Source organism: Vibrio sp. RC586, assembly GCF_000176715.1.
Classification (GTDB): Bacteria; Pseudomonadota; Gammaproteobacteria; order Enterobacterales; family Vibrionaceae; genus Vibrio.
Genome location: NZ_ADBD01000007.1, coordinates 703117 through 728829 on the forward strand (window position 1 = coordinate 703117; position 25713 = coordinate 728829).

Genomic DNA, 25713 nt, shown 5'->3' on the forward strand with positions numbered 1-25713 from the left:
GTTATCTTACTCACGGCGAAGAAGGGCTTAACGAGCTCTTTTTCGCTTGCGTTGCTTCACACCAGCCAAAAAGGTATTCATTAAGCTAGCGAGGGTCACGCCGATGAGGCTAGCCAAAATATCCATGATAGAAAAAGTGCGCAAAGGCGAAAAAGCCTGCATTCCTTCATCGACAAGGCAGCCAATCGCAATCAATACACCGGTGAGAACAACGATTTTATAACTGTGACTGGTGGCTGACAGTACGTGATACAGCGCAAGCGTTAGCAGCAATGCGAGCAAGCTATGCAAGTGCGTATCACCACCAACCGCGATTTCCATCCGGTACACATAATCGGCATGAAAACCCAGTGACTTAAACCAAGAAGCCAGAACGGTAAATAACCCCAGCACACCAAGCAGCAACACTGAAACTGGGCGTTGCTGATAAATTTGGCGGCCTATTTTAAGACAGTGTTGCAAATGCGGATCTCTAATTTAGGCTCACGGCGCGAAGCTAAAGTGCAAGCCAGTTTAAATTGGTGAGTCGATTTTAGGTAATCAGCCAAAAGGTGTCGACTGTTTTTCCCATTCAGCCCACGCGCTAGATGCTCAATAACGAGCCACTTCTGCTCACGATTCCAGTAAGACCATTTCGATAGTCCTACTTGTGAAATTGCCATATTCACCGCTAGGGTATACGGCCCGTAATGCGCAGCCATCGCCATATATTCATTAAGCTCTGGGCTTAAGCTTTCACGTTCGGATAATTGAGCCTCAATCTTTAATAGCTCTGCCCAGCTATCAGGCCACGTAGGTCGCTGTTGAACACTTTCGAGATAATACGCTTTCGCTCTCTTCAAAGCATTGTCCTGCGCATCCTCTTTCATTAGGTAGGCTTGCCACTGCCAGACTCTCCCCGCCAAAAAAGTATACTGCGGATGAGCTGGATTATGCTCAATGGCCTTTTGGATAGCGAATTGTGCCTCTTCAACAGCTGACATATTGGCTGGTGTGTCATTCCAAGTCAGTAGCTCTTTTTCAGCACTCAGAGCGTATAAAGAAGCAATCCCTTGCTGGAAAGCCAGACAGATCACGAGCAGCACTGATGCGATAACGCAAGCTCGCCATCCGGCTTGCCACACACTATTCACTCTGTGGCTCCTGGTTTATTTTCTTCACCATAGTAGGCTTGGTAATGGTAGTAACCACTGTAACCTGACGCTATTTTCGCATTCAGACGATTGAGAATTACGCCGTCAATTCGAGTCCCTTGTTGAGTGAGCTTTCCAACCACTTCACGCACCACTGGTGTTCGGGTGTGGCTTGCATCAATCACCAAGATGACCGAATCCGCATATTGCGCTAACATAAAACTGTCGCTGACCGCAAGGCAAGGTGGCGTATCAATCACAATCCGTTGATAACGTGTCCGCAGATCGGCCAATAGTTCACTGAATGCCGTCGATGACAGCAGCTCCAATGGGTTAGCGGTATAGACTCCAGCAGTAAGAATATCTAGCCCCGACTGTTCATCATGGTAGATGCACTCTTCCAAACGGGTGCCCGTCAATACGTTAGTGACTCCCGGTTGTGAGCCTGCTATCGAGAAACGATGCGCAACCGCAGGTTTACGTAAATCGCAATCAATCAGCAGGGTTTTTTCCATTTGTGCTAACGATAGTGCCAAGTTAATGCTCGAGGTGGTTTTACCCTCCCCAGGCAAACTTGAAGTGAGCATGACAACATGCTGCTCTTTATTGACATGGGCAAGCAGATAACTGGTGCGTATAGTTCGGACTGCTTCCGTCAACTCGCGCAGCCCTTCATCAAAATAGGCTTTGGCATCTAGCTTTCCGCGACGCTTACTGATGGCGGGCACGATCCCAAGCAGGCTCAACGCTAACTGTTTCTCCACCTGTTTGATATCGGCAAACGTATCGGACATCGCATCGGCAATAAAGGCCACTACGCAAGCAAAACCAAACGAGGCAACAAACGCCAACAAAACCAGCAGCTTTTTATTCGGTTTACTTGGAACTAAAGGCGGATTGGCTTGATCGGTAAAGCGAGCAATCGTGGTATTAAAGTCCCCCGAAGCACTGGTCTCTTTTTGGCGAGCCAAGAACAGATCAAACAGCTCTCGGTTGGTCTGTACCTCACGCTTTAACTCGGAATACTTGGCATTTTTTACCGTCAGAGTCTGAAATTCAGACTTGCGTTGGTTGAACTCAGTTTGTAACGAACGTTCCGCTTGCTTAGCGGCTTGTAACTCATTATTGATGCCGTTGAGCAACTGTTTTAATTCTGAGCGTAAATTTTTGCGCACCGCTTCCAACTGGGCGGTGGCCGATTTTAGTTTTGGGTGTTTAGGCCCATAACGTTTGGAGAATTCTGAAACTTTGCGCTCCGCATCGACTTCTGCCACCTTTAAATCCCGAATGGTCGGGTGGTTTGAAATTTCAGGGATGGATGATAACGCTGTTAAATCACTGTCGTTTTTGCTGTAGCTGTTCGCCACTAAATACAGTGTTTCAGCCGCAACACGTCGATCGCGCGCTTTGTTCATCTGTGAGGTAAGCTCTTCTAATTCTTGAGAAGCCAAGCCCTCTACACCTTGAATATCGACCAAGCCTTCCGCTTTCAAAAACGCCTGCAGTTCTGCCTCTGATTCACGCAGTTTTTCACGCAATTCTCCCATTCGCGTGTTAAGCCAAGTATTGGCTTTTAACTCCACTTCTAGCTTCGCTTCTAAATGACTGTCCATATACACACGTGCAATTTCATTGGCAATTTGCGCTGCGAGTTTAGGATCTCCCGTGGTGTAGTAAATATTGACCAATTGCGTTTTGCGGATTGGACTAATGTTCATTCCACGTTTAAATTTGAACAGAACCAGCCGACTGTGACGGTACTCTTCTTGTTCCGGATCCAACACCACATCTTGTGTCTTGAACGCTTTTAGGAATGGCATCCACTCCAATAGCTGTTGACTGAGCCCAGAGCGTTCATTCATGCTTGATTCTGGGTCAAATTCAGGATTACTGGCCAGATCCAAGCGTTTGATGACCTCTTCCGCAATGGTGTCTGACTTAAGGATCTCAATTTGAGTCAGATAGTATTCTTGGCTTTTGGTATCTAGCCCATAGACCTCTTCTATCGATACCGCTTTCGCCTGTGTCGATTCGATTAAAATCGTCGCTCGAGCGGTGTATTCTGAACGCATCGACAGCACCACCAGCAAGGTGATCGCCGTGACCATGATAGAAAACAGTAAGATTCGCCACTTATAGTTCAGCAACACATTAAAATACTGACGAATATCCAGCACTTCTTCCTGAGTGAATTGTTTATCTGTCATCTCGTGTACCATTTCACCCTTGATTTAAAAGAAGCTTTCAGCAACGGTTAAAATGTCACCGGGCTGCAATTTGCTAAATAAGGTCACTTTGACCGGTTTGGCTTGTGGATCATCACTACTGGAAATCTGCAGGTTGGTTTTCGAGGCACGCTCAGTGAATCCTCCAGCAATAGTGATCGCTTGATTCACCGTCAGCCCTGGATAATAAGGGTAACTCCCCGGTTTCATAACCTGGCCATTCACAAAGAAAGGACGATATTCAAGGATGGAAACAGATACATTCGGGTTGATCAGATAACCATCTAATAAACCATCATGGATGGCGACTTTCACTTCTTCTAAGGTTTTACCCTTTAAGCGAATTTTGCCAAGGAATGGATAATCAATCGTACCGTTGTCGCTGACGCGGGTCTCCACCGAGAGTTCGGGTTCATCATAGACTTGAATGCGAATTTGATCGCCAACGCCCAATCGATAAAAGTCATCATTAGCTATTGCCAAAGACGGTAATAACAACAAACACAACAACAAAGAGAACAAGGACTTCATAATGCCTACATGACTCCTTGGATCGTCAGGTAATACACATTTTGACTATAGCTAAGCGTGTTGATGTTGGAGTCTTTTTTCTCACGGCCTAGCCCAAATTCAAAAGTTAGCCAACGGCGAAAATCATAACTGGCACGTAAGCTGGCACTGGTTGTGTCGTCTTGACGAGCAGACTCCGTGTAGTCCTCGCTCAAGCGAGTTAATGCCGCTTCAGTGGCCCACTGTGTATCCCAGTTGTGTGACCAATTGACTTGATAGGTTGCCGCATCAATCGCATCCCCATCACCATCAGAATCGGTCGAACGGCGATTCGTAACCAGTTGTAATGCCGAATAGGAACGAATGAGATAGGTCACATCCATATCCCAAGAGGCGGAGCTGAAATCTCGTCGACTCGGCGCATCAAAATCCTTCTGCTGATAACCCAACTTAATGTTGCCCTGCAGCTTACCCGTTGCATCCCAAGATGTTCCAAGGTAGGCAAAATAATGATCGTTGTCTTTGCTGCTTGAGCCTGGTGCAATGGTGTCGTAACGACGAGAGTTAACGATCACTTCGGCAATCAATGATGTACGAGGCAGAGCCTGATAATAAAAGGTTGAGTTAAAGCGCAGCTCATCCCAGTCCTGATACTGGGTGATGTTACGGTTGTTCTGGTAAGTAAAGTTTTGCCACCCGACATTGGTTTCAATTCGACCTACAGCTTCTGTCGAACCAAAACCATACCCTAGATTGAGGGTGTTACTGTCATATTGGTTATATTCCAAACCTAAGGTTGTGTCGTTGTCACCTCGACCTTCATGTGCCAAAGCTAAGTTGTACTGCAAGGCTAAACGATGGCGCGAATTGAGCTCCCAATCACTGGTTAGGTCAAGATAATGATCGGTAAAGTTATCTTGATGGGAGCTAAAATACGTCCCGTTACGAAGCCGATAACGAAGCTCAGTTTTATTGCCTTGTGGCTCAATTTGCAGAGCAACTCCCGGTTCAATAATGGAAAATGCCGAGCTATCAAGCCCCTGATCCGCTTTCGCAATGTTGTCGTTATAACCCGTTGAAAGATTTAGAAAAGGCACAATAGCAATACCCGATTCGGTTTCTATCGGGTTTGGGGTCAGCTTTGCCATACCCAAAGGCATATGGCTCGCCACTAGCGTCACTACGCTGGCGTTCAAAAGAGAAGTCAGTTTCATCCGTTCTTTTTATCCGTATTTATTTAAATATCTATCCATTCAAGAGTAGCACTCCTCATCAAGAAGGGAGTGCTGTTGCTTAATATGCGTTCTTTCCGACAAAACCTTTGAAGATGGTGAGAAAGACGATTTTGATGTCAAACCACAATGACCAACGATGGATATAGTCGAGATCGAACTGTACTCGCTTTTCCATCTTATCAACGGTGTCCGTTTCTCCACGCCAACCATTGATCTGCGCCCAGCCGGTTATGCCTGGTTTCACTTTATGGCGCAGCATGTAGCGGTTCACAATGGTGCGATATTGCTCATTGTGTGCCACGGCATGAGGTCTGGGGCCAACGATGGACATAGTCCCTTGCAGTACGTTGAAAAACTGTGGTAATTCATCCAAAGATGTACGACGAATAAAAGCACCAAATCGAGTAACACGCGGATCCCCTTTGGTGGCCTGCTGCACCTTACTGCCATTATCCATCACTCGCATGCTGCGAAACTTCCAAACTTGGATTGGTTTACCATCTAAACCATAGCGATTTTGTTTAAAGATGACAGGCCCAGGCGAACTGAGTTTGACGCCAATAGCAACGAGCAATAAAACGGGACTGATCAGCATCAGAATCAGGCTGCTCAGCACCAAATCTTCAAAGCGCTTCACCCAGTTCAACAATCCATTAAACGGCGTATCAAAGATACTGAAAGCGTTCACATCACCAATCGTGTACCAACGTGAGTGCAATAAGTTAAACGTAAAAAAGTCAGGCACTATGTAGGTATTGACGGTACTGTCGGAAAACGCATCCAGAATTTGATTGATACGACGCTGAGCTTGCATCGGTAAGGCGATATACACATTCTGCACTTGACCTGTTTTCGCAAGGCTGAGTGCATCGTTAATATTGCCCAATACAGGAATTGCATCATCAAGGCGTGAAGGTGCGCGATCATCATAAAAACCTTGCATCACTATACCCAACTCAGGATTGTGATTAAGGCTTGATGCGAGCTCCTGCCCCTGCGCTGTCATACCGATAATGACCGCATTTTTGGTATGCAGCCCTTTTTTATGCAGATAATAAATGGTGGCAAAGGCAAACACTCGCCACAGAATCAACGCCGAAAAAGATCCTACAAACCAAGTACCTACCACTAGCCGAGAAAATTCAATCCCCGTTTTTGAGAAATAGGCTAGCAAGGTTAAACAGGCGATAGTAGCCGCCCAGCAAAATGCCGTGTGCAGAGATAGCGAACGTAGCTTTGCGGTACGCCAACCACTGTAAATATCCAGACTTTCAGCAATATAGGAGTAAAAAAGAACACCAAGCAAGGCCACCGAAATATAAGCCATGGTGACAACCTGATGTTGAGACTTAATCGACAGATACATGATTAATAATATAAAAAAACTATCAATCAGTCTGTAGAAAAACTTACCCGGATAAATACCGATACGGATTAGGCCTTTTTCCCTCATATCGAGATACTCCTGTTTGGTGCAAGCAATTGGCAAAGGATAATTTAAATGTATGAATTATTTTTTTCATATTACATCTTTATCAATAGAAATTTTCGCATCAAATTTAAGACTGCAACAAAATTAGGGCAAACTAAAACAAAAAAACAAGCATATAAATCAATGCACATAAAACAAAAGAAAAGCACAATCAAAAAACAATAAAAATCAAAATGATAAAGTAACAAAAAACCATAAAAACCTAATATCACCACCCTATCAACAGTGAAAAAACAAACTAAAGTTTAGTTTAAAATTCAATTAGATAATTACAAACACGAAAATAACTAACACTTAATAGCCATTTCAAGACTGAGATAAATTTATTAACCTTGAGATTTATTGGTGAATCAAAAATGAGATAAAAAGCGAAGAGAATAAAATTTAAAAAAACATCATTCTCGTATTAAGTTAAAATATTGATAAATAATCATCGAGCACAACACATTATGAAACGCGCTTCATTTGTACTATTTGCCAGTCTTTTTACTAGTCAATGGGTATGGGCAGACACCGCTGCGGATATTACCCCCTCAGCCACCTTTGATATTGCTTCATGCAGTGACGATACCGTGATTAATGAGTATTTAAAAAACTCGGCCGATCTCATCAACACGCTGACCTACTTATTGAAAACGTGCCCTCAAAATACGCTGAAGATTGCTTCACTTGCCGCTAGCCAGAACCCTTTGCTAACGCGAGAAATCTATACCGCTCTGTTCCAGCAAACTTCGCAGGCTGAGTTGGTGCAAACCGCAGTGAATGCAGTGAAAAGTGTGCAACCTGAACAACGCTCAGATGTTGTCCAAGCCGCGATTGAGAGTGCACCGCAAGATCTTGCCCAAGCGATCGTGGATGCGATTGCCGAAGCCGGCCTAATGGACCCAGCCGATATCCTTATTGCAGCCATTGCTGGTGGTGCTGACCCAGCAGCCATTGCTCAACCAACCGCAGCGGGTATTGCTACACCACCTCCGATTGCGCTTGCTCCGGGGTCCACCAATACCTTTGGTACGGGCAATGGTAATGGTGGCGGAACCGCTTCACCAAACTGATCGATATCCCAATGGCTTGGCGTTGTAGCCAACACCACTGCAACATCAAGTAGGAAGGAAATAGCTCACCGAATTAGCCCGAGTCTTAAAATAACCCTTGCCTTTATAACCTCAAATCAGTGACTAGAATTGATAAGTCAAGTCACTGATTTGAGCAGATGAACTCATGACTTCATTTAAAAAAATCCTTTTCTTTGCTTTTTTGCTGTTTGTTTTTTGGTTGCCCATTCCACTTGGTAGTAATCGCCCATGGGCTTGGTCACTTAATGAAATCTATGCTGCGGCTTTACTGCTTGCCTGTGTAGTGGCAATTCCTGCCCCTCAGTGGTGGCAAGCAATTAAGCGTGCGAAAGCCATTTTGCTCCCTGTCGCACTTTTTACAGTCTGGTCATGGCTCCAAAGTTGGCCACGCTTGAACCTTTCCGCAGACCCTGGGCTTGTGCTTATTTCGGCCGTCAAATCACTGCATTACCTACAAATTTGCTTGATTGCCTCTTTGGTGATTGATACTCCGCACAAGGTAAAAATGTTAGCGACCACTATGATAGCCAGTGGGGTGTGCCAAGCATTTTATGCCGGTGTTGTACTGCTACTCGAACTTCACAGCTCTCCTATTTTTTCTCTGCCCCTAAACCAACGTGCGTCAGGTAGCTTTGTTTATCACAATCATTTAGCCAATTTTCTTATGCTCAACCTTTGCCTCGGTTTTGGTTTATTGATTGCTCAACTCAGCCACCAAACCTCATTGGGTTGGAAAGGTACACTGAAAAAGCTCATGTCACTTGCTCTCTCAGATAAAGCCTTTATCCGCTTGGGCTTAGTGATTATGGTGATCGCGCTCGTCCTCACTCGTTCCCGAATGGGTAACATGGCCTTCTTTATTGCCTTGAGTATTGGATGTGTACTGCTACTGCTGTTTTATCGCCATAAACCGAAGAGCATCTACATCCTTATCGTGAGTCTTTTTGTCATCGATACTTTCGTGGTCAGCCATTGGTTTGGGCTAGATAAGGTACGTCAGCGGTTGGTAGAAACCAGTTTAGAAAGTGAATCACGCGATGATGTGGTTCGTTATGCCTTACAAGCGATTCAAGATCGTCCACTCACTGGATTTGGTAATGGCACGTTCTACTCTACGTTTCCTGCTTATAACCAAGGTAATGTTGCGCTGTTTTACGATCACGCCCATAACGATTATGTGCAATTTGCCCTTGAATCCGGCTTAGTAGCAACGGGATTACTTGGCATCATGGTGCTGTTTTGCGTGTGGCAAGCCTTTCGCGCCTTTCGGTTGCGCAGCAATGCCACCATGCGCGGTATTGGTTTAGGAAGCTTAATGGCCATCATCGGAATGTTGCAGCACATGAGTGTGGATTTCCCCCTACAAGCACCGGCTACAACCCTTTATTTTCTTTTCTGCTTATTGCTCGCCAACTGGAGCAGCACGCTCCCAACCCCCAAACATTCTCGTTTACGCACCGCGTAATCAAAGCTAAATAAGGAAGTGCACGTCATTTCCTTTCTTTTGGCATCGAGCCACAGTAGGTACACCTAAGCCACTTGAAGTTGCAGGTCGAGATCTCCATGCGCATAGATAGGTTATCCGAGCGGTATAAACGAGCGCTGCCAACATCACAACTTAGTGGACATGATCTGGCTAAACATTGAGCTCCAAAACCTCACAATCTTTCATACTTACAAAAATGCAGATCGAACGATTTAGCTCTTTGTCTACATTACCTTTTAGGATCTTAAAACGAAATGTTGCTGTCCAAACGATATGATATTTGCAACGCCAATAGACGTGTGATGAACTTCTGTAGTCGCCCATGTTATTTGAATTCTCTTAGCTTATGGTGAATAAGAGTTTGTCTTCTAACATGGGCGCATTTTCGGGCAAAAGCCCCTAGGTATAATCACCACCGCTAAAAGCGGTCGTTTAGGGATGACAAAAAAATACCCCGATTGCTCGGGGTATTTCGATCTATCAATGTTCAAACTATCACTTTGGATTAGTAGACGAACTGGAATCCTTCCACCAACCAGCCTGCGCTCCAAACGTTAATTTGTTTGATGCGCTTGCCTTGTGGCACGGTGTAAGTCTCAACTTTTTTATTACTCGCGTAGCTTGTAGAACCCAGCATCACGCTTGAACCATTTTTCATGGTGAACTTAATCGCTACAACATGATATCCACCCCAGTTATAAAGACCTGAGGTCACTTCTACTGACTGCAGTTGGTCCAGTGCAATCGGTGCTCGTAATACTCCACCGTTTGTACCTTGAACCGGTCCACCAACGAGGTTGCTTGTTGTAGTACCAATCGCATCGATGGCGAAACCAGAACGTAGGAACATCTGATTATCTGCCGTTACCGTGCGTTGATACTGCGCCGTATTCGAGTAACCGAAGATTGGTGACTCACCACCTACCGCGTTACGCAGCGTACTGGTACGGTAAGTGTTGTGGCTCAACCAACTAGGTTCTTCGAAGGTTGGGATCACACCATTTTGCTCAATATTACTCAGATGGAAAGCGTGTTGGTTCCAAATACGGGTCGCGTTTTTCCAAGGTTTAGCGCTATCCGCTGATTGATACACGTAAACACCATGGTTAATCGAGTATTGGCGATCGAAATCGTTCGCAGCCACAATCAGTTCCGCGTTGTTATCACCTTCAAGATCCACCACCACTGGGTATTCCCACAAGGTTGCCGTTGAGTGCGCTAGAGAGGCACGCTCTTTACCGGTTTTACCATCTAACACACGTACTCGAGCGTGATCTTGAACGAGAACTTCATCAATACCATCGTTATCGAAGTCATAAGCTGATACGCCGATTTTGCCGCTGCCGGTATCATCGTTCGCCACAGACCAAACACGTTCACCTTGGGCATTGTACATATCTACTGCAGCGTAGCCTGCGTACACAATCCCTTTCACATCCAGATCGTTAGTACCATTTGGTGCAGCCAACTCAAATTGAACCCCGTCTAAGAGCCAGCCAGCCGTCCACGCTTTCAGCCCTTTGATACGGCTGCCTGCAGGCACTGTGAAACGCTCGGTTTGTTTCGAATAGGCGTAGTTTTTCGAGCCCATTGAAACCACACTGCCATTGTTCATTCTAAAATCGAGCGCTAACAGATGATACCCACCCCAGTAATACTTACCCCAGGTCAGATCGATCGCTTTAATGTCTTTCACATTGACTGGAGAGTTCAGATTACCGCCAGTACCACCAACCAAGTTCGAAGTTGAAGAACCGATGGCATCAATTGCATAACCAGAACGCACATAGATTTTTCCATCTACGGCCAAATCAATCGAAGTCGGTTTGTTATTTGGCTGATAAGCGTAAACTTTTGAAAATTCACTGGTTTCAATCTCTTTTGCTTTACCAAGGAAGTTCGCGATTGCTTGTACGCCACCGCCTGGGTTCGCAGCATTGTTCACTTCCCATTTGATCGTGCCATCGTGCTCCAATACCGCAAAGCGTGCATTGTCACCCGTTGCAAATGTGGCAGGTACGGAAGCCACGATTTCTGGCTCTGGATCATTGTCTAAATTGACTACAGAAGAGAACCACACCGCATCATTGGCTTGATATTGCCAGTTGATAGCGCCGTTGTTTTGGTACAGCGTACCACCAGAGAAAACTTCTTGTTGTTGGTCTGCATCCACATCGACATTGATTGAAGAAGGCGTCCAAGCATGGTTAAACACTAAACCGCTTTGGTAGTTATACACGCCATCTGCAGCCAAAATCTCAACACTGCCATCGTGGTCTAAATCTGCTAAAGTAATATCGCCAACAATTTTCCAACCGCTTTCGGTGGTCGGAATCTGTTTTTTGATATTGCCGCGGTTGTCCAGAATCGTAATGAACTGGTCACGATTGTTGGTTGTAACAATCTCAACGATACCATCACCATCCAAATCACCGATTGCAGGAGAGTAACGAGCATCAGCAATCACTCCACCGTTGGCGTAGTTCCAAAGCTCAGAACCATCCACACCACTCAAGGCACGGACTAAACCACCATTGGTGTATTTATTTCCTTCAAAGGTGACGACAACAAGGTCAGCAACGTCTTTCTCATCAATCTTACCGTCACGGTTATCGTCATTCAGTTGCGCCACAACAGGCGTTACCATTACTTGATTCGAATTAGGTAAGAACGACCCGCCCTGCCAAGACCATTTCTGCTTCATGTTCAGGGCTGAACTATCGCCTTCATAAGGTACAACACGCATTGAACGTGGTTTAGAAAAGTCGAGAATTTCGCCGTTGTACGCTTTCACTGCACGCATCTGCTCATTTTGGGTTTGCCCCCCAAATACCGCGAGACGGTTGTAAGAAAGATTATCCCAATCACTGAGCATAACGCCCAATCCTTGTGGTGCGTCCACATCCACTTCATGCCCATAAATGTACGCAGGCAGTGAATAGCCAGAACGCTCGCCGTCTTTCAGGCAGTAACGCTCACCATTTTGGCGGCTCACAATACAAGCTTCAGGATAAGTTTCAGATGCCAGCACTCGCATTGAGCGTGGTTTAGAAAAATCTAAATACGCACCGTTGTAAGCTTTAACATTCTTAAGCTCTTCGTTGCCAGTATAGCGATCGAACACAGCCAAACGGTTGTAAGAAAGGTTATCCCAGTCACTGAGCATGACAGAAATACCACTTGGTGCCAGTACATCCACTGGATGTGCATAAATCCAGCTAGGCAAAGAGTAACCAGAACGCTCTCCTGCCTTTAAACAATACTTTTCACCATTCAAGCGACTGATAATACACCCTTCAGCTTCCGTCGTTGTAGCCTGAACCATAGAACTACTTAGCGATAAAAGACCGACAGCAAGTGCGATATATTGAGATGTCATCTGTAAGACTCCCTTTACTTCGTGTTAATTTTCTAAGCCAGAAGCAACAATATGCATCCGGTTGATTTGTGTAGTTATTATTTTTTAAACCTAGAACTGGTAAAGTCGATTGCTAATAACGACCTGACGAAATTATCAATACCCATAGACATTATTTCAATACGTCAAGCCTATTTTAGCGCCTCAGTAATGAGACATCTCAATGTTGAGAAATAAAAGAACTACAAAAGGTATTTTTCTCTTTTCACCTTACCTATTTATTGGTGCTGTTATACTAAATCACGATGAATGCGGAGGATAACGCCTTGTATTACATTTTTATTTCACTCGCTATACTTAGCCCACAAATTTTCGCAGAGACGATCTCTCACAATGTTGTGGATTTTGGTGCTACCGCAAATGATAGGCAAGATGACTCCAGCGCATTTCAAAATGCTCTTGACCAATTAAGCAATGGAGAATTGTTAATTATTCCCTCTGGAGAATATCTCATTTGCAAAACACTTTATTTGAAAGAGAAAAGTGATATTGAAATAGTTGGTGCAATAAATAGTAAATTAAAAAAATGCAACCCATTTTCTGGAGAATATTTACTCAATATCACTTACACACAGAACCTCAAACTACAAGGTCTCAGCTTTGAAGGGCTGCATGATGGAGATCTCAAACCCGTGTGGGGAGAACAGGGCGTTTACTTAGGCAGCACTAAGGGCTCCCTAGTCGCGCAAAATCAGTTTATCCGCTTTGGTGATGCCGCACTGCGCATTACCACTGCAAGCCAAGACCACTCTATCCCTCCAGGTTCTCACTCAATCAAAGTCAGCCATAATCGCTTTGAGCATTGCGCACAGGTAACCACAACCCAAGCGACTTCAGGAACCGAAATGGCAGGTACGCAAGATATTACCGTTGACAATAACTTGTTCAATGCGTGTAAATTAAAATTATCAGCTCGAGCCGATACAAGAGGGGCAAAAGTTATTAGCAATCGCTTTGAAAATATCAATGGAACCTCAAACGAAGTCAGTTATTATTCAGATGTGTTTTATTCTGGAAACACCTTTTCTAACATAAATGGCTTTGCCATAAACATTTACCCAAACTCTAGAACAGAAAAAAACATTCAGTGGGGAAATATATCAATCGTCGGTAATAACTTTGACACGATTCAGCAAGGCATCCGCTTACAAAGTTTCAGTGAAAACAGTTCAACCAATCAGCCGATTAAAAACATCCAAATCAGTGGCAATACCTTTAGTAATATTTACTTTGGTAGCGAAATAGAAAATCAATATAAGGCAATTATTAGAACCAACAGCCGGGATAATCTTGTCTCATTTGAATACATTAATATCACAGGCAATCAGTATCAATTAACCCCTTACAGCCAATTCATTTCTATCGACAATAAAAGCCTTGCAATTCATACAAAAAACAACACCAGCCTTTATAGTGATAGTTATTACATTCAACATCATATTAAGGATTGATATAATTCAAATGAATAAATTCAAATCGTAAATATTTTAATATTATACAGAAGCGACACAGTAAAAAACCTTACTCGCCTTAACTTACAATAAGTTACAGACAAAACCCCAATTAAGACTAAAGTACTAAAAACAGAAAAACATCATGCATAAGCATTAACATGTGTATAAAAAAAGGAAAAATCGCGAATCCCGATTTTTCCTTTTCAATTAGGGTAGTTAAGTAAATACTTTTACAAACTTAGTTTTTTACCACTGTCATGAGCTGTTCAACTTGCTCACCTGAAACGGTGTCTACAACTTGAGCATTAATGGTATATTCACCAGCAGGATAACTTTTATCTAAATTAATTCCACGCACTTTGGAATAGGTATTCCCAGCGCCAATCACCCATTTCTCTCTTGAGTTAACAGGAATAATCAATCCATCTGGACCTACTGCCGTCATCCAAAACTCGACGTTTGCTTCGCTATCACGGCCGTTATTCAAATCAACAGTAAACGGCACAAAACCACCTGTGCTAGCAACACTGCTGATACCAAATTGGTTTTGTATATCAACCGTCAGACCATTCAGCTCAGGCAGGCTATTCAGATCTACCCCTTTTGCAAAGTCTTCTTCCGCTTTAAAAATTTCGCCGTTTTCTGCCACAATTTGTAGAGAAACCGTGTATTTACCATCCGCCATGTACTCAGGGATCCAGAAGCCGCGAGTCACATTCAACATGCGGCCATCCGTGAGTGCATCCGACTCTTGCTGAGCGGTATCAACCCCAACAATAGCCTTGGCTGGGAAATAAATACCTTCAGGTCCTTTAACGGAAAGCCAGTATTTAAACTTAACCGTTTCACAGCTTTCGTTGGCAATGCCCAACTGGCTTGAAATGTACCCTCCGGTACTCGCCAATTGGTTGTGATCCAATGTGATATTCGCTGAAATAAGAGGCTGTGTTTCACAATCAACCGTTGCATAGGAAGCAGTTGAAAAAGTCAGTAATAATGAGGCAGTCAAACAAGTGTGACGCATGTTCATAATAATTCCCTTCATCTTCATATTGGGGATAAATAGCCATAAATCCGTGGGGGTGTTGGAATACAACACAATTTCGAACCAAGGCTAATAGATAATTTATGAAAATACATCACACCTTAATGAAAGCCGTCTCAGTTATCGAAAATAAGACAAATGTACCATATTGTATCTAATAACGAACACTCGATTTAAATCAATCAAACCATTTCTAATACAAATAATTAAATAAACCTTAGTTCACTTGATTTTTTATTCGCTTTAACTTTTCTACGATTAATAATCCCGCGTATTTTGTATTAGTAAGTAAATAACGTTTCCACATACGGCCAGGCTCTTGTAATACTCGATACAGCCACTCTAACCCAGATTTTTGCATCCAAAGTGGTGCGCGTGAAACATGCCCAGCCACCACATCGAAAGTGCCACCGACCCCCATCACAAAAGAAACGCCTAATTCATCTTTCCAGCGGTTAATAAAATTCTCTTTCTTCGGCGAAGTGATTGCGACAAACAGTAACTTGGCCCCCGACTGACGAATTTTCTCCACCATCGCTTGCTCGTCATCCCCAAAATAGCCGTGATGGTATCCCGCTATAAGCAATTGAGGGTGCTCGGCCTGCATGACAGATGCGGTTTTTTCAACAATGTCCTCTTTCGCACCTAGGTAAAAGACTGGGAGTTGGTCTTGGGCAGCCATGGCATTCAACTCCAGAAAGAGATCCACGCCCGCGACACGTTCTGGAACTTGATGGCCTAAAAAGCGTGCGCCCCAAACCACCCCCATACCATCAATGTTGATGATGTCACACTCCGTCACCGACTGAGCCAATTCCGGATCAGTCCGCATATTGACTAACTTAGCCACGTTGACAACCACATGCTGAGTAAAATCTTGGCGTAAAATCCGCTCACGGATCAGTGCGACGGTTTCACCCATTGACGCCACATCCATTGGGCTACCGAGAAAATTAATGCGTTGCAAGATGATGTTCCTCATTGATTCTTAAATAATACCGGAATGAAAAATACATCCACGCCTGAGTCCAGCGGGCGTAGTGAATTCGATTAACCCAATGTGGATTGCGCTGATAAACAAATTGATCTCGCTCGGGGAGATACAAGGTCTGAATGGCGCGTTGAATCACCTTTTTAGCCAATACCCTGTCACTCTCACCATTACCGATGCTCAGTAACGTGATCACCGCTTGGGAGACCGAATGTGGATCCAATGGAAAAGGATTGTTGTGGTAATACTTGGCCGTACCATCAACCTCAAACAGATGCTGTCTGTAAAACGCTAAACCGTGTTCAATCACCACATCAAACTCAGAAGTGGCTAATACGGTTCGCATCAAGTGCAAGGCCTCTAAGTTGTAACCTGTATGAAAACCATCAATAAATCCGTGATGATGGCGAGTGCCATAAGCCCAACTGCCGTCCTCCGCTTGAGCTTGAGCGCTGTTTCGGGCAACACGCAACGCAAGTTCGGTGTAGTCCGCTCGCTGAGTTTCACTACCTACTACAGCTAGCCAAGCTGCCGCCCAAAGGCTGGCGTTATGCACAAAGGCCGTTTCCCCGGGAATATAAGCAAAAAAATCCCCCTTCTCACTTTCAGTCAGCAGATGACGAGTAATAAATTCGCCACTACTCCGCGCAAGGTCAATCCACTCTTGTCGTCCAAGTATTCCCCCCAATTGATGTAAGGCTCGGCTGACATACACTGTGGTGATCACATTCGGCTTTCCTTTCGGAACAAAGAAAGCTCGCGCTTTCCAGTCAAAGTGATACCCCCAACACGCACCATGCCATGTTTGCTCATCACAACGCTGGCTAATCAGCCATTGTGCTAACTGCTCAGCCTCGCTGAGCAAAGCCGTATCCTGAGTCACTCGATACTGCTCTATCAAACCTAAAATGAACAGCGCAATGCCTTTCGGGTTACGCGCTTTTTTGACACCAAACCACGGACGAAGGTTGAAAGGAGAACGCTTGAACAATTGAATCCAAGCCAATCCAAACAGAGAGTCTTTACTCACTGGCAGCCAAGAAAACCAACTCGAATTTAGGCCATCGAAGGGATCGTATCCGGCGAACTCTTCCGCTCGTGCTTTATTCAGTAAAGATTGACTGATATCGGCTATCGTACTCGACTTCATGGTTGTAACAGCTCATCGTAAAGGCTTTGCAAACGCGGCATGACCGCCTGCAAAGAAAAGTGATTCAAAAATTTTTGTTTGCCGGCTTTGGCTAAACGTTGGTTCTCCGCGCGTTGTTCAATTAAATCCCCCAACGCTTGGGCTAGCCCTGTCACATCTCCCGCTTCCACCAGTCGTCCTTGCTCTCCATTGGTGATCGCATCTGGAATGCCTCCGGCATAACTGGCCACGACAGGAATTTCCGCCGACATAGCTTCGATTACCCCCATTGGAAAGCCCTCGTTATAACTGGGTAAGCAGTAGATATCCGTCTGCGTCAATAGATCTTGTTTCGCTTTGCCGGCAATCCACCCCAAGCAGTGAACGGATTCCGCTAGCCCCAGTTGGCGAGCCAATGTCTGGTAAATGTTAATCTGACCATCACCGGCCAGTGACAACTCCGCCTCGGGGCAACGCTGTTTGACCAAAGCAAACGCTTGAATCAGATCGGCTACGCCTTTGCGAGCCCCTAAGCGGCCAAGAAAGGCAATATGTCCTGGCTTGGCTTGATGGCGATCTAATTCCAAGCTGGGGACCGCGTTATAGAATACGGAGACCCCTTCTGTTCGCCCTACCACTTGTTGCAACCAACTAAGCCACTGTGTGGAAAGTACGAGCACATGATCAACCAAAGCAAAGGTTTGTCTAATGTGTTGCTTCTGCAACTCATCACTTTCATCACGATAAAAATCTGGGAATTCAGCTCCATGCAGATGCAGAATGACCTTGCCACCGAGTGCTTTAATCAAACGTACTAGCAATGCTTTGCGGCGATAGCTGCCACGGGAAGACATATGGATATGCACTAGCCCAACTCGATAACGAGAAAGACAGTAGAGCAGACTCAAGATCGCCCATGCAAAACGCAGCAACATTCGCCATTTCACTCCGTTGTCCAAACTCGAATGTGACACGATCAAACGCACTCGGTTTGCCTCGAGAAAACCACATTGTGCATAAGTTGAAACCACGGTAGCGACACCACCATGTCCTTTTGGATCGGTGGTTATCATTAAATTGATCGCATTTCTCACAACGTATCCTTGAGAGTACAAATAGCCTGACGAATTTTGCCATTGGCGGTGCGTTCAAGCTCCGCGACCGTTTCCACCGTGACACGGATACGTCTTCCCAAACGAGCTTGAGTATGCTCAATCAGGATCTGCTGCTGTTTGGTATCAAACAATGCTGCCTCGGCCACCACTTTCACCACGATGTGATCGGGCTGATGTTGCACAAACTGACAAGCAATGATACCCGCCACCCCTTTAGGAATATGGTTCAGGATATGAACTTTCTGCCCATCTTCCCCAACCAAATAGTCACCAATACGCCCTTCAATGCGCTCAATAACCGGAAAGACTCGGCCACAAGGGCAATGTTCATTCTCCGATAAGTGGACATGATCGCCAGTTTTGTAGCGGATCAAAGGGAAGTATTGGTTATTGAAATTGGTTCCCACCAATTCATACCGTCCTTCACCGGCGTCCAATAACTCCACTTGCGAATAATCCGACAATAGGTGGTATCGGCCATATTCACACTGCCCCATCGCAGCAACCCTTTCAAATAACCCATACCAATCAAACACTTTGCAACCAAAGCGTGTCTCGATGACCTGTCTATCCTCCTCAGAGAGGGATTCAGAAGAGGTGATGATCGATTTCAGTTTCACTGGGTAATAGGTTTTCTTCGCCTCTAAATAACGAGCTAACGCGGCAATCGATGAGGGGTAGGCTTGAATTACTTCAACCCCAAAATCAATCATAGCTTTGAGGTAACTGGGCATGGCTTGTGGGGTAAGGTGAAATGAGGAAAGTACAATCATCTGTTCAAACCATGAGTAGCGCCAAAATGGCCCCTGTTTTTGGCTCAGCGGCACCACCATATCACCACGCAACCAAGCTCGTTTATCGCCTTTACGATACCCAGCCCAAGCCAGTTGTCTGGTTACGAAAGCCTGCTCGCGGATCACCGAACGCATGTCTTGCAGTATGGTCAGCGGCGTCCCTGTGGTACCACTGGTTGCCCCATGCACCACAACTGAAGGCTTGCGCTTGGAAATAAACTGCTCATGCTCACGACGTAAATCACTTTTATCCAAGTAGGGAAAGGCTTCCAGTTCAAGCTTTGACAAATGCAAATTCTGATAAAAAGGGACGTTTTCACACGCATTGCTTAACGCGTTTTGCAGCTGCTCTTGCTGATACTTGGCTAACTGCGTGCGCGAAAACTCATTCGCTTGGATGGCTTCGAGTACCGCTCGCATCTCTCCATTTTCTCTCACCATTTTGCGCGAAAGCGCTCGCACAGAGAGCATGACGTTTTGCAGCCAGATTGGCGCTTTGACATAAAATGAACTGGTAAACATCAGTAAAAGTCCTTTGGATTAATGCCTGTTTTGATGACTTTTGCAGGGACCCCCGCCACTACGCAGTAAGCGGGAACATCGCTAAGCACCACTGCATTGGCACCAATAACAGCGCCATCACCAACGCGAATATCGCCCAGTATTTTTGCTCCGGTCGCGATGTATACACCGTCACCGATCACGGGCACATGTTGTGAGCGAGAACGGCCACCTATGGTCACATTGCTCCCAATCACACATTGTTTGCCGATCACGCAGCGCTTATGAATCACTACCGCGATCCCGCCATACCCAAACACTGTCCCTTGACCAATTTCACTCTGGCTATAAACCGCACAGTTGTGAATCAAACGGATCAAGCCATTACACACCTGAGGGAGTAGTGGAATTTTATTTTTATGGAAGAAATGTCCGATTCGATACAGCCACATTTCTTATCTCCTACTGTCTTTTTATTCCTAAAAACCATGTCCTAAAAGGCAGATCCCCAACGGATAGATGGGCTAACCCACTGACTCGCTCACCAAGGATTTCGCCGATGAACGCTCCGGAAGGCGATAACCGCAAGTCAGCATCACAACCAACAGCATCAAAGCTGGAGTTTTTACCGTGAGTGCATTGTTGGTCATAGAGATCAACATAAAACTCAGCAATGCGATTTGGCTAGGCAACGCTTGGCGAAACACCAACGTGAGAGGTACAAGATAGGTAGCCAATAGCAGGCCCAAGCAACCCAAAATCCCAAAATTCAGCACCCAACCGATCAGGTAGTTTTCAACCACATTGATGCCAATATAAAAGGCAATGTCATTGAGCAAACCTTGAGAAGCTCCGAATAACCACTCCTGCACCGACAACTGCTCAAGCAAAATAAACACATCAAACCGAGCTTCAGCACTGGTATCGATGTAAAGCTTAGACAAAATGCGGTCACCAATCGGGCTCAGCACCAAGATCAGCAACACCGCGATCACCGAGAAGTAAACCAAGGCTTGTAGATAAGCGAACTTCAACTTGTGATAACGTACCCCTTTACCTAAAAAGTCGCGCAGTTGAGGCAGTGCCATTAAGCCAATCCCGAGCAAGAAAATCCCCAACGCCGCTCGGCCACCAAACGCAAATAAAGCCAACATTATCACCGACACATATAACGCAGCTGGAATTCGCGTATAGCGCATCAAAATCGGGGTGAGTGCAGCAGTGATCAAGGCGTTGTTAAGGGGGTGGGCCAGAAAGGCCGTTGAGCGGAAAAAGGCAAAACTGCCAATCTCAACCGCCACCACACTCTGTCCCAAAATAAATTCCAAAATCGCAATACAGGCATTCAGAAACAGCAGATACCCAACAAAAGCCAGCAGTTGCGCTTTACTCTCCTCCGACAAACGAATGATGAGTGGCACCAACAGTAAAGGGATCAAAATCGTATCAACCAAATATGCCAACCCTGAGGTGCCAAAACGCATGAATCCGTACACAATGACGGCGAGCATGGAAAACATGGCGAACAACCAAGCTTTTTTAACGCTTTGCAAAGGCTTAATCAGCCCCCAGTAACCCACACGTACAGCCAACAGCGCAAAAGCCCCCATACTCAAATAAGAGTAAAGATGGATTTTTATGAGTGGATTTCCGCCTTCAGAAACATATTGAATGCCCAAATTCTCAAGCAGATAAGCCCCAAGCAGAAATGCACTGAGTATGGTTAACATCATCCAGCGAGTAAGAATACGCTCGGTCAACTCAACCTCCACAATGAAAAAAATCGATGACGGGCATTAAAAGCATTCAAGATCCACAAACTCACGCCATACAAAAAAACCGATGAGGCAACATAAAAAACCAGCGCCCAAATAGGGTTACTCACAAACGATAATTTTTTGATTTCATACAGATAAAACCCCATGACCAACGCGGAAAACAATGCCTTGACACCATCACTCCCCATCCCATAACGATAGCCTGCACGCCATGAACTGATGAAGGACAACACGGCTACCAAGCTGCTGACCAACAGCAACGTCAGCGCAGCGCCCATCATTCCAAATTGATTTAGCATCACAGGCAACAGCATGAGGCTAGCGAGCAACCCCACAACAGAAACCCAAAGGAGTCGGCGAGTCTGCAACAAAAACTGTAAGCCATGATCCAGATAGTGGCCTTTAAAATTGATCAGGAAGATAGCCAACGCGAGAACCCAAAATAGCGCAGTAGAACCACTTAAATACTGCTGACCTAAAAAGAGCGTGATGATTTCCTCTTGCAATAAGCCTACGCCAAGCAGTGCCGGAACCGTCAACGTCAGCAGTAAATGAAGGTAAGTTTGGTGCTGCCGCAGCAACATAGAGCGATCTTCCGTGCACTTGGCCAGATTGGGATAAAGCGGAACAGAGATCACCATGAATACTAAACCCAGTACACCCATCAATAAATTGGCCTGCGCGGCATAAATGCCGGTTTCATTCATCCCACTAAAATGGGCGATGAACAACCGATCCACTCGACCACCGAGCACACTGATCCCACCCGCGAGCATGATCGGTACACCATAGGCAAACAAACGTTTTAACATTGAGACATGCCATTTAGGCTGGCTCGGAGAACCTAGTACCAGAGCGCCGATACCATAACTCAAGGTTAACGCCAACAGTGCCGATTCCATCGTTGCCGAAAAAAACAGCAGCAATAGCGAAATCACCACCGAAGCGACAGATTGCAATAAAGTAGCTTGGCGATAAATGCTCAACCGCTCCGTCAGCCGACTTAACTCCAATTGATATTGAAACAGCGATTTCACGAACAACAGAGCACACAACACCAGTAGCAGTGAACCACTCAACTGCTGATAGGCATACAAAGCCACTGCAATCACCAAAAAGCCAATCAACGATCCCAGCAGTGCGGTTAAAGAAATGGATTGCACCAACTCTTGTTGTTCTTGTGCTGAATAGGCTGGATAGAGACGTAACATAGAGGTGTTGAGCCACTGGGTACTAAAAGCACGCACCAACTCTAAAATCACCATAGCAACCGCCAACACCCCATAGTTTTGTGGCGATAAAAAGCGAGTTTGAATCGCGATCAACACAAAAACACTCAGAGCGGAGAACACTTGAACTGGGGCATATTTGAGTAGGCTGGCAATCAACTCAGCACCTCTCGATATAAGCTCTGGTAATGCTCAATCACATTCTCTACTGCAAACTGATCACGTAAATACGCTTGGGCGGCTTGGGTATCCGACATTTTGATCTCATCAATATGCTCCGCAATCATGGCTTCATCACCTTCTTGCATAAACACCACCCCCAGTTTGGCAAACTCTTGTTGGCGTTCACCTAAAATTCCCACTGGCGTGCTGATTAATGGCAAACCGGCTGCCAACATTTCCAATGGGGCTAAACCAAACGTTTCTTGGGCCGAAGTAAACACCCCCACATCGGCTTGCTGATACTGTTGCACTATCTCGCGTTGATTGAGCTGGCCAAGAAAACTTACCTGTTGTTCAAGCTCACTCTCTTCTACCAACTGTTGCAATTGGGCATAGTAGGCAGAATCCATGTTGGGGCCAATAATGCGCAAGGTCGCTGCGTGGCCACGCTGCTTAAGTTCACGCAATAAGAGAATGGCTCGCTCAATCCGTTTGCGGCGCGTGATCAGTGCGCAAGTCACTAAATTCACACCCGAATTGGTAAACAACTGGAACTCAGTATGAGACGCGAAGTATTCGGAACTCACCGGATTGCCAATCACTTCAATCGGCTTATCAGTCCAAGGTTGTAACGCTTGGTGCAGCTCTTCTCCGACACAAGTATAGGCATCGACAGAAAAATCGCTCACCCAAGGAATGACTTGCTCATAAAGAAAATCATTGAGTTTGGAAACAGACTTACGTGCAATTTTGCGGTAAGAGTGCAGCGTCAAAACCTTGCAAGCCTTACCACCTATCCCCAGCATCCAACTGTTTAAGTGAGCATGCACCAGATCCGGTTGAAAAACTCGCAGCTGCTCTTGGATCCGCAGCCACCCCGAAATGAGACTAGGTAGAGGCAACCCAAAACGTTTTTCACGTAATGGACACACCACCACTTCAATACTTTCCGAGAGATAAACCACCTCACCGCTGTAATCGTGCTGATTCAGTGGGTCAAAGGCTAACACTCGATAGCGATATGGACGCTCTTTTGTGGCCAGTTGGCGCACCAACATTTGACACACCGAATCCACACCACCCAGATTTTTTTCACCCCAATTCAAGGTGGAAAGAGGCATGATGAGTAACACTTTCTTCATGGCTGCATTTCCTGCGGTACCGGATAGCGGATATAAGCTTGATCACTCTGAGTATTGAGCGCACGCCCCGGATTCCCGACCACCACGGTGTTAGCAGGCACATCACGGATGACTACAGCCCCAGCACCAATCAAAGCACCATCACCAATTGTGATATTTTCAACAATCGACACATGTGGCCCGATGTAGACCTGATCGCCAATCGTGGCCGCTTTACCTTGGTTCGAGCCAATCACCGTAAACGGACTTAAATTGCAATTGGCTCCAATGGTGGCCGTGCTGTTCACAATGACGCCAGTAGCATGCCCGAGGTACAGCCCCGGCCCCACTTGGGTCTCTTTCGGTAATTGGATTTGATAACGTACCGACAGCATACGGTGCATAAGACGAGCCACGGTGCGGATCAGCACATTCCGGCTTCGGCAAAGCCGAAACCAGAACATGTAGGCAAAGCCAGCATTGAGCAGGAGATTTTTTACCACTAGCCCAACACTCACTCGACCGGTATGCCGATACAGATCGGCTTTGATCAGCACCCAAGGTGAACTCATGCCACCACTCCTCGGGTATCAATCACCACTTTTTTGGCAAACTCGGTTTTGTCTGCAGCTTTGAACTCTTTGTGATCCACCAACACAACAATAATGTTAGCGAACTCCATCGCACGTTCAAAAGAGACTAACTCAATACCTTGCTCAACCAATTTGGCGGGAAGTTCACGAATGTTAGGCTCCACTGCCACCAACTGCCCAATTTGCTCTTTTGCCAATTGTTTAGTGATTTCCATTGCAGGGCTTTCACGCAAATCATCAATATCCGCTTTAAACGCCAAGCCAAGGCAAGCAATGATCGGCTTTTTAAATTGATCCGCCGCTTGTTTGACTTGATCAACCACCCAATGCGGTTTGCCATCATTCACTTCACGCGCGGTACGGATTAATTGAGCCTCATCTGGGCAACTGTTCACGATAAACCAAGGATCAACTGCAATACAGTGTCCACCCACACCAGGGCCTGGGTTGAGAATGCTCACGCGTGGATGGCGGTTAGCAAGGCGGATCAGCTCCCACACGTTGATTTTTAACTTGTCACACACCAGAGATAGCTCATTGGCAAACGCGATATTGACGTCACGGAAGGAGTTTTCGGTCAGCTTCGCCATTTCTGCCGTACGCGCGTTGGTCACAATACACTCGCCTTTAACAAAGGTTTTGTACAACGCAACTGCTTTTTCGCTACAGGCTTTACTGACTCCACCAATCACGCGATCGTTACTCACCAACTCTTGCAGTACATAGCCGGGTAACACACGCTCTGGGCAGTAAGCGATTTTCACATCCGCAGCCACGCCTTTTTGCTGTGGAAAAGTCAGATCTGGACGCGCTTCAGCAAGCCACTGCGCCATTTTTTCTGTTGTTCCGACTGGCGAAGTGCTTTCCAATACCACCAAATTACCTTTGGCAAGCACTGGAGCAATAGTTTTTGCTGCCGCTTCGATATAACTCAGATCTGGCTCGTGATTATCACCTTTAAATGGAGTGGGTACCGCAACCAAAAAAGCATCCGCCGGCTCTGCAGTTAAGGTGGCTTTGAGCTTGCCTGTCATTACTGCACTGCGCACCACGATATCTAAATCAGGCTCAACAATATGAATTTCGCCTTTATTAATAGTGTCAACCGCATGGGCATTCACATCGACCCCAACCACATCCAAACCACGTGAAGCCAATACAGCAGCAGTAGGCAAACCGATATAGCCCAAGCCAATCACTGAAACTTTACTAAACATCTTTCATCC

Annotated in this window: 21 protein-coding genes and 1 pseudogene; 3 read left to right on the top strand and 19 right to left on the bottom strand. The window is 45.6% G+C overall.

Translation table 11 applies throughout. The annotated features are described in order from the left end of the window. Nucleotides 1-27: 27 nt before the first annotated feature. The 6 genes from vpsQ to vpsL all read right to left on the bottom strand — a co-directional run bounded on the left by vpsQ (nt 28) and on the right by vpsL (nt 6556). Nucleotides 28-462, bottom strand: coding sequence for an exopolysaccharide biosynthesis protein VpsQ (gene vpsQ / locus VOA_RS11065; RefSeq protein WP_001163371.1), 435 nt, complete (start codon nt 460-462; stop codon nt 28-30). Further along, nucleotides 441-1133 carry an exopolysaccharide biosynthesis protein VpsP gene (gene vpsP / locus VOA_RS11060; protein WP_001089718.1) on the bottom strand — a complete coding sequence of 231 codons (693 nt, stop codon included), beginning with the start codon at nt 1131-1133 and terminating at the stop codon, nt 441-443. The genes vpsQ and vpsP overlap by 22 nt, the downstream gene beginning before the upstream one ends. Further along, nucleotides 1130-3340 (bottom strand): exopolysaccharide regulatory tyrosine autokinase VpsO, encoded by a 2211-nt coding sequence (vpsO, locus tag VOA_RS11055; protein WP_000130257.1) that lies wholly within the window; start codon nt 3338-3340, stop codon nt 1130-1132. Before vpsO ends, vpsP begins: the two co-directional genes overlap by 4 nt. A gap of 24 nt (nt 3341-3364) precedes the next feature. Beyond that, on the bottom strand, nt 3365-3892 hold the full coding sequence (gene vpsN, locus VOA_RS11050; protein WP_083806444.1) for an exopolysaccharide export protein VpsN: 528 nt from the start codon (nt 3890-3892) through the stop codon (nt 3365-3367). A gap of 2 nt (nt 3893-3894) precedes the next feature. After that, a complete protein-coding gene (gene vpsM, locus VOA_RS11045; RefSeq protein WP_000779387.1) occupies nt 3895-5082 on the bottom strand; it encodes an exopolysaccharide biosynthesis beta-barrel protein VpsM in 1188 nt (395 codons plus the stop codon). A 79-nt stretch (nt 5083-5161) separates the two neighbouring features. Then, nucleotides 5162-6556, bottom strand: a complete 1395-nt coding sequence (vpsL, locus tag VOA_RS11040) for an exopolysaccharide biosynthesis glycosyltransferase VpsL (protein WP_001208224.1) — start codon at nt 6554-6556, stop codon at nt 5162-5164. Between the two features lie 488 nt (nt 6557-7044). Here vpsL and VOA_RS11035 point away from each other — a divergent pair, with 488 nt between their 5' ends. After that, a complete protein-coding gene (locus VOA_RS11035) occupies nt 7045-7650 on the top strand; it encodes a hypothetical protein (RefSeq protein ID WP_000817068.1) in 606 nt (201 codons plus the stop codon). 166 nt (nt 7651-7816) lie between these two features. Beyond that, entirely contained in the window at nt 7817-9136 is a 1320-nt protein-coding gene (locus tag VOA_RS11030; protein WP_000200318.1) for an O-antigen ligase family protein, read from the top strand. A 174-nt stretch (nt 9137-9310) separates the two neighbouring features. Here VOA_RS11030 and VOA_RS19085 read toward each other — a convergent pair. Further along, nucleotides 9311-9481: pseudogene (locus VOA_RS19085) on the bottom strand (transposase); the annotation flags it as partial. Nucleotides 9482-9662: 181 nt separating this feature from the next. Next, nucleotides 9663-12536, bottom strand: a complete 2874-nt coding sequence (locus VOA_RS11025; protein ID WP_000203872.1) for a beta-prism lectin domain-containing protein — start codon at nt 12534-12536, stop codon at nt 9663-9665. A 284-nt stretch (nt 12537-12820) separates the two neighbouring features. Between VOA_RS11025 and VOA_RS11020 the strand changes: the two genes are divergently transcribed. Further along, nucleotides 12821-14026, top strand: a complete 1206-nt coding sequence (locus VOA_RS11020; RefSeq protein ID WP_000990674.1) for a glycosyl hydrolase family 28-related protein — start codon at nt 12821-12823, stop codon at nt 14024-14026. Between the two features lie 241 nt (nt 14027-14267). Here the strand turns inward: VOA_RS11020 and VOA_RS11015 are convergent, their stop codons facing one another. From VOA_RS11015 to vpsB, 11 genes are all read right to left on the bottom strand, one after another. Then, complete coding sequence (locus tag VOA_RS11015) at nt 14268-15059, bottom strand: RbmA family biofilm matrix protein (RefSeq protein WP_001057218.1); 792 nt, start codon at nt 15057-15059, stop codon at nt 14268-14270. Nucleotides 15060-15291: 232 nt separating this feature from the next. Further along, nucleotides 15292-16056 carry an exopolysaccharide biosynthesis glycosyltransferase VpsK gene (gene vpsK, locus VOA_RS11010; protein WP_032468179.1) on the bottom strand — a complete coding sequence of 255 codons (765 nt, stop codon included), beginning with the start codon at nt 16054-16056 and terminating at the stop codon, nt 15292-15294. Then, entirely contained in the window at nt 16028-17215 is a 1188-nt protein-coding gene (gene vpsj / locus VOA_RS11005; protein WP_000842808.1) for an exopolysaccharide biosynthesis protein VpsJ, read from the bottom strand. The genes vpsK and vpsj overlap by 29 nt, the downstream gene beginning before the upstream one ends. Next, the gene (vpsI, locus tag VOA_RS11000; protein ID WP_001243148.1) at nt 17212-18288 is read right to left on the bottom strand and encodes an exopolysaccharide biosynthesis glycosyltransferase VpsI; all 1077 of its coding nucleotides are present in this window, start codon (nt 18286-18288) and stop codon (nt 17212-17214) included. Before vpsI ends, vpsj begins: the two co-directional genes overlap by 4 nt. Then, a complete protein-coding gene (vpsH, locus tag VOA_RS10995) occupies nt 18285-19625 on the bottom strand; it encodes an exopolysaccharide biosynthesis protein VpsH (protein WP_000495289.1) in 1341 nt (446 codons plus the stop codon). Before vpsH ends, vpsI begins: the two co-directional genes overlap by 4 nt. Then, the gene (gene vpsG, locus VOA_RS10990) at nt 19625-20056 is read right to left on the bottom strand and encodes an exopolysaccharide biosynthesis acetyltransferase VpsG (RefSeq protein WP_000266824.1); all 432 of its coding nucleotides are present in this window, start codon (nt 20054-20056) and stop codon (nt 19625-19627) included. The genes vpsH and vpsG overlap by 1 nt, the downstream gene beginning before the upstream one ends. 72 nt (nt 20057-20128) lie before the next feature. Next, nucleotides 20129-21364 carry an exopolysaccharide biosynthesis protein VpsF gene (gene vpsF, locus VOA_RS10985; RefSeq protein ID WP_000140059.1) on the bottom strand — a complete coding sequence of 412 codons (1236 nt, stop codon included), beginning with the start codon at nt 21362-21364 and terminating at the stop codon, nt 20129-20131. Then, nucleotides 21361-22770: an exopolysaccharide biosynthesis flippase VpsE gene (vpsE, locus tag VOA_RS10980; protein ID WP_000562062.1), complete on the bottom strand. Its 1410-nt coding sequence runs from the start codon at nt 22768-22770 to the stop codon at nt 21361-21363. The genes vpsF and vpsE overlap by 4 nt, the downstream gene beginning before the upstream one ends. Next, nucleotides 22767-23915 (bottom strand): VpsD family glycosyltransferase, encoded by a 1149-nt coding sequence (locus tag VOA_RS10975; protein WP_000756874.1) that lies wholly within the window; start codon nt 23913-23915, stop codon nt 22767-22769. The genes vpsE and VOA_RS10975 overlap by 4 nt, the downstream gene beginning before the upstream one ends. Further along, nucleotides 23912-24466: an exopolysaccharide biosynthesis acetyltransferase VpsC gene (vpsC, locus tag VOA_RS10970; RefSeq protein WP_000098191.1), complete on the bottom strand. Its 555-nt coding sequence runs from the start codon at nt 24464-24466 to the stop codon at nt 23912-23914. The genes VOA_RS10975 and vpsC overlap by 4 nt, the downstream gene beginning before the upstream one ends. Beyond that, a complete protein-coding gene (vpsB, locus tag VOA_RS10965) occupies nt 24463-25704 on the bottom strand; it encodes a UDP-N-acetyl-D-mannosamine dehydrogenase VpsB (RefSeq protein ID WP_000491998.1) in 1242 nt (413 codons plus the stop codon). The genes vpsC and vpsB overlap by 4 nt, the downstream gene beginning before the upstream one ends. Nucleotides 25705-25713: the final 9 nt, after the last annotated feature.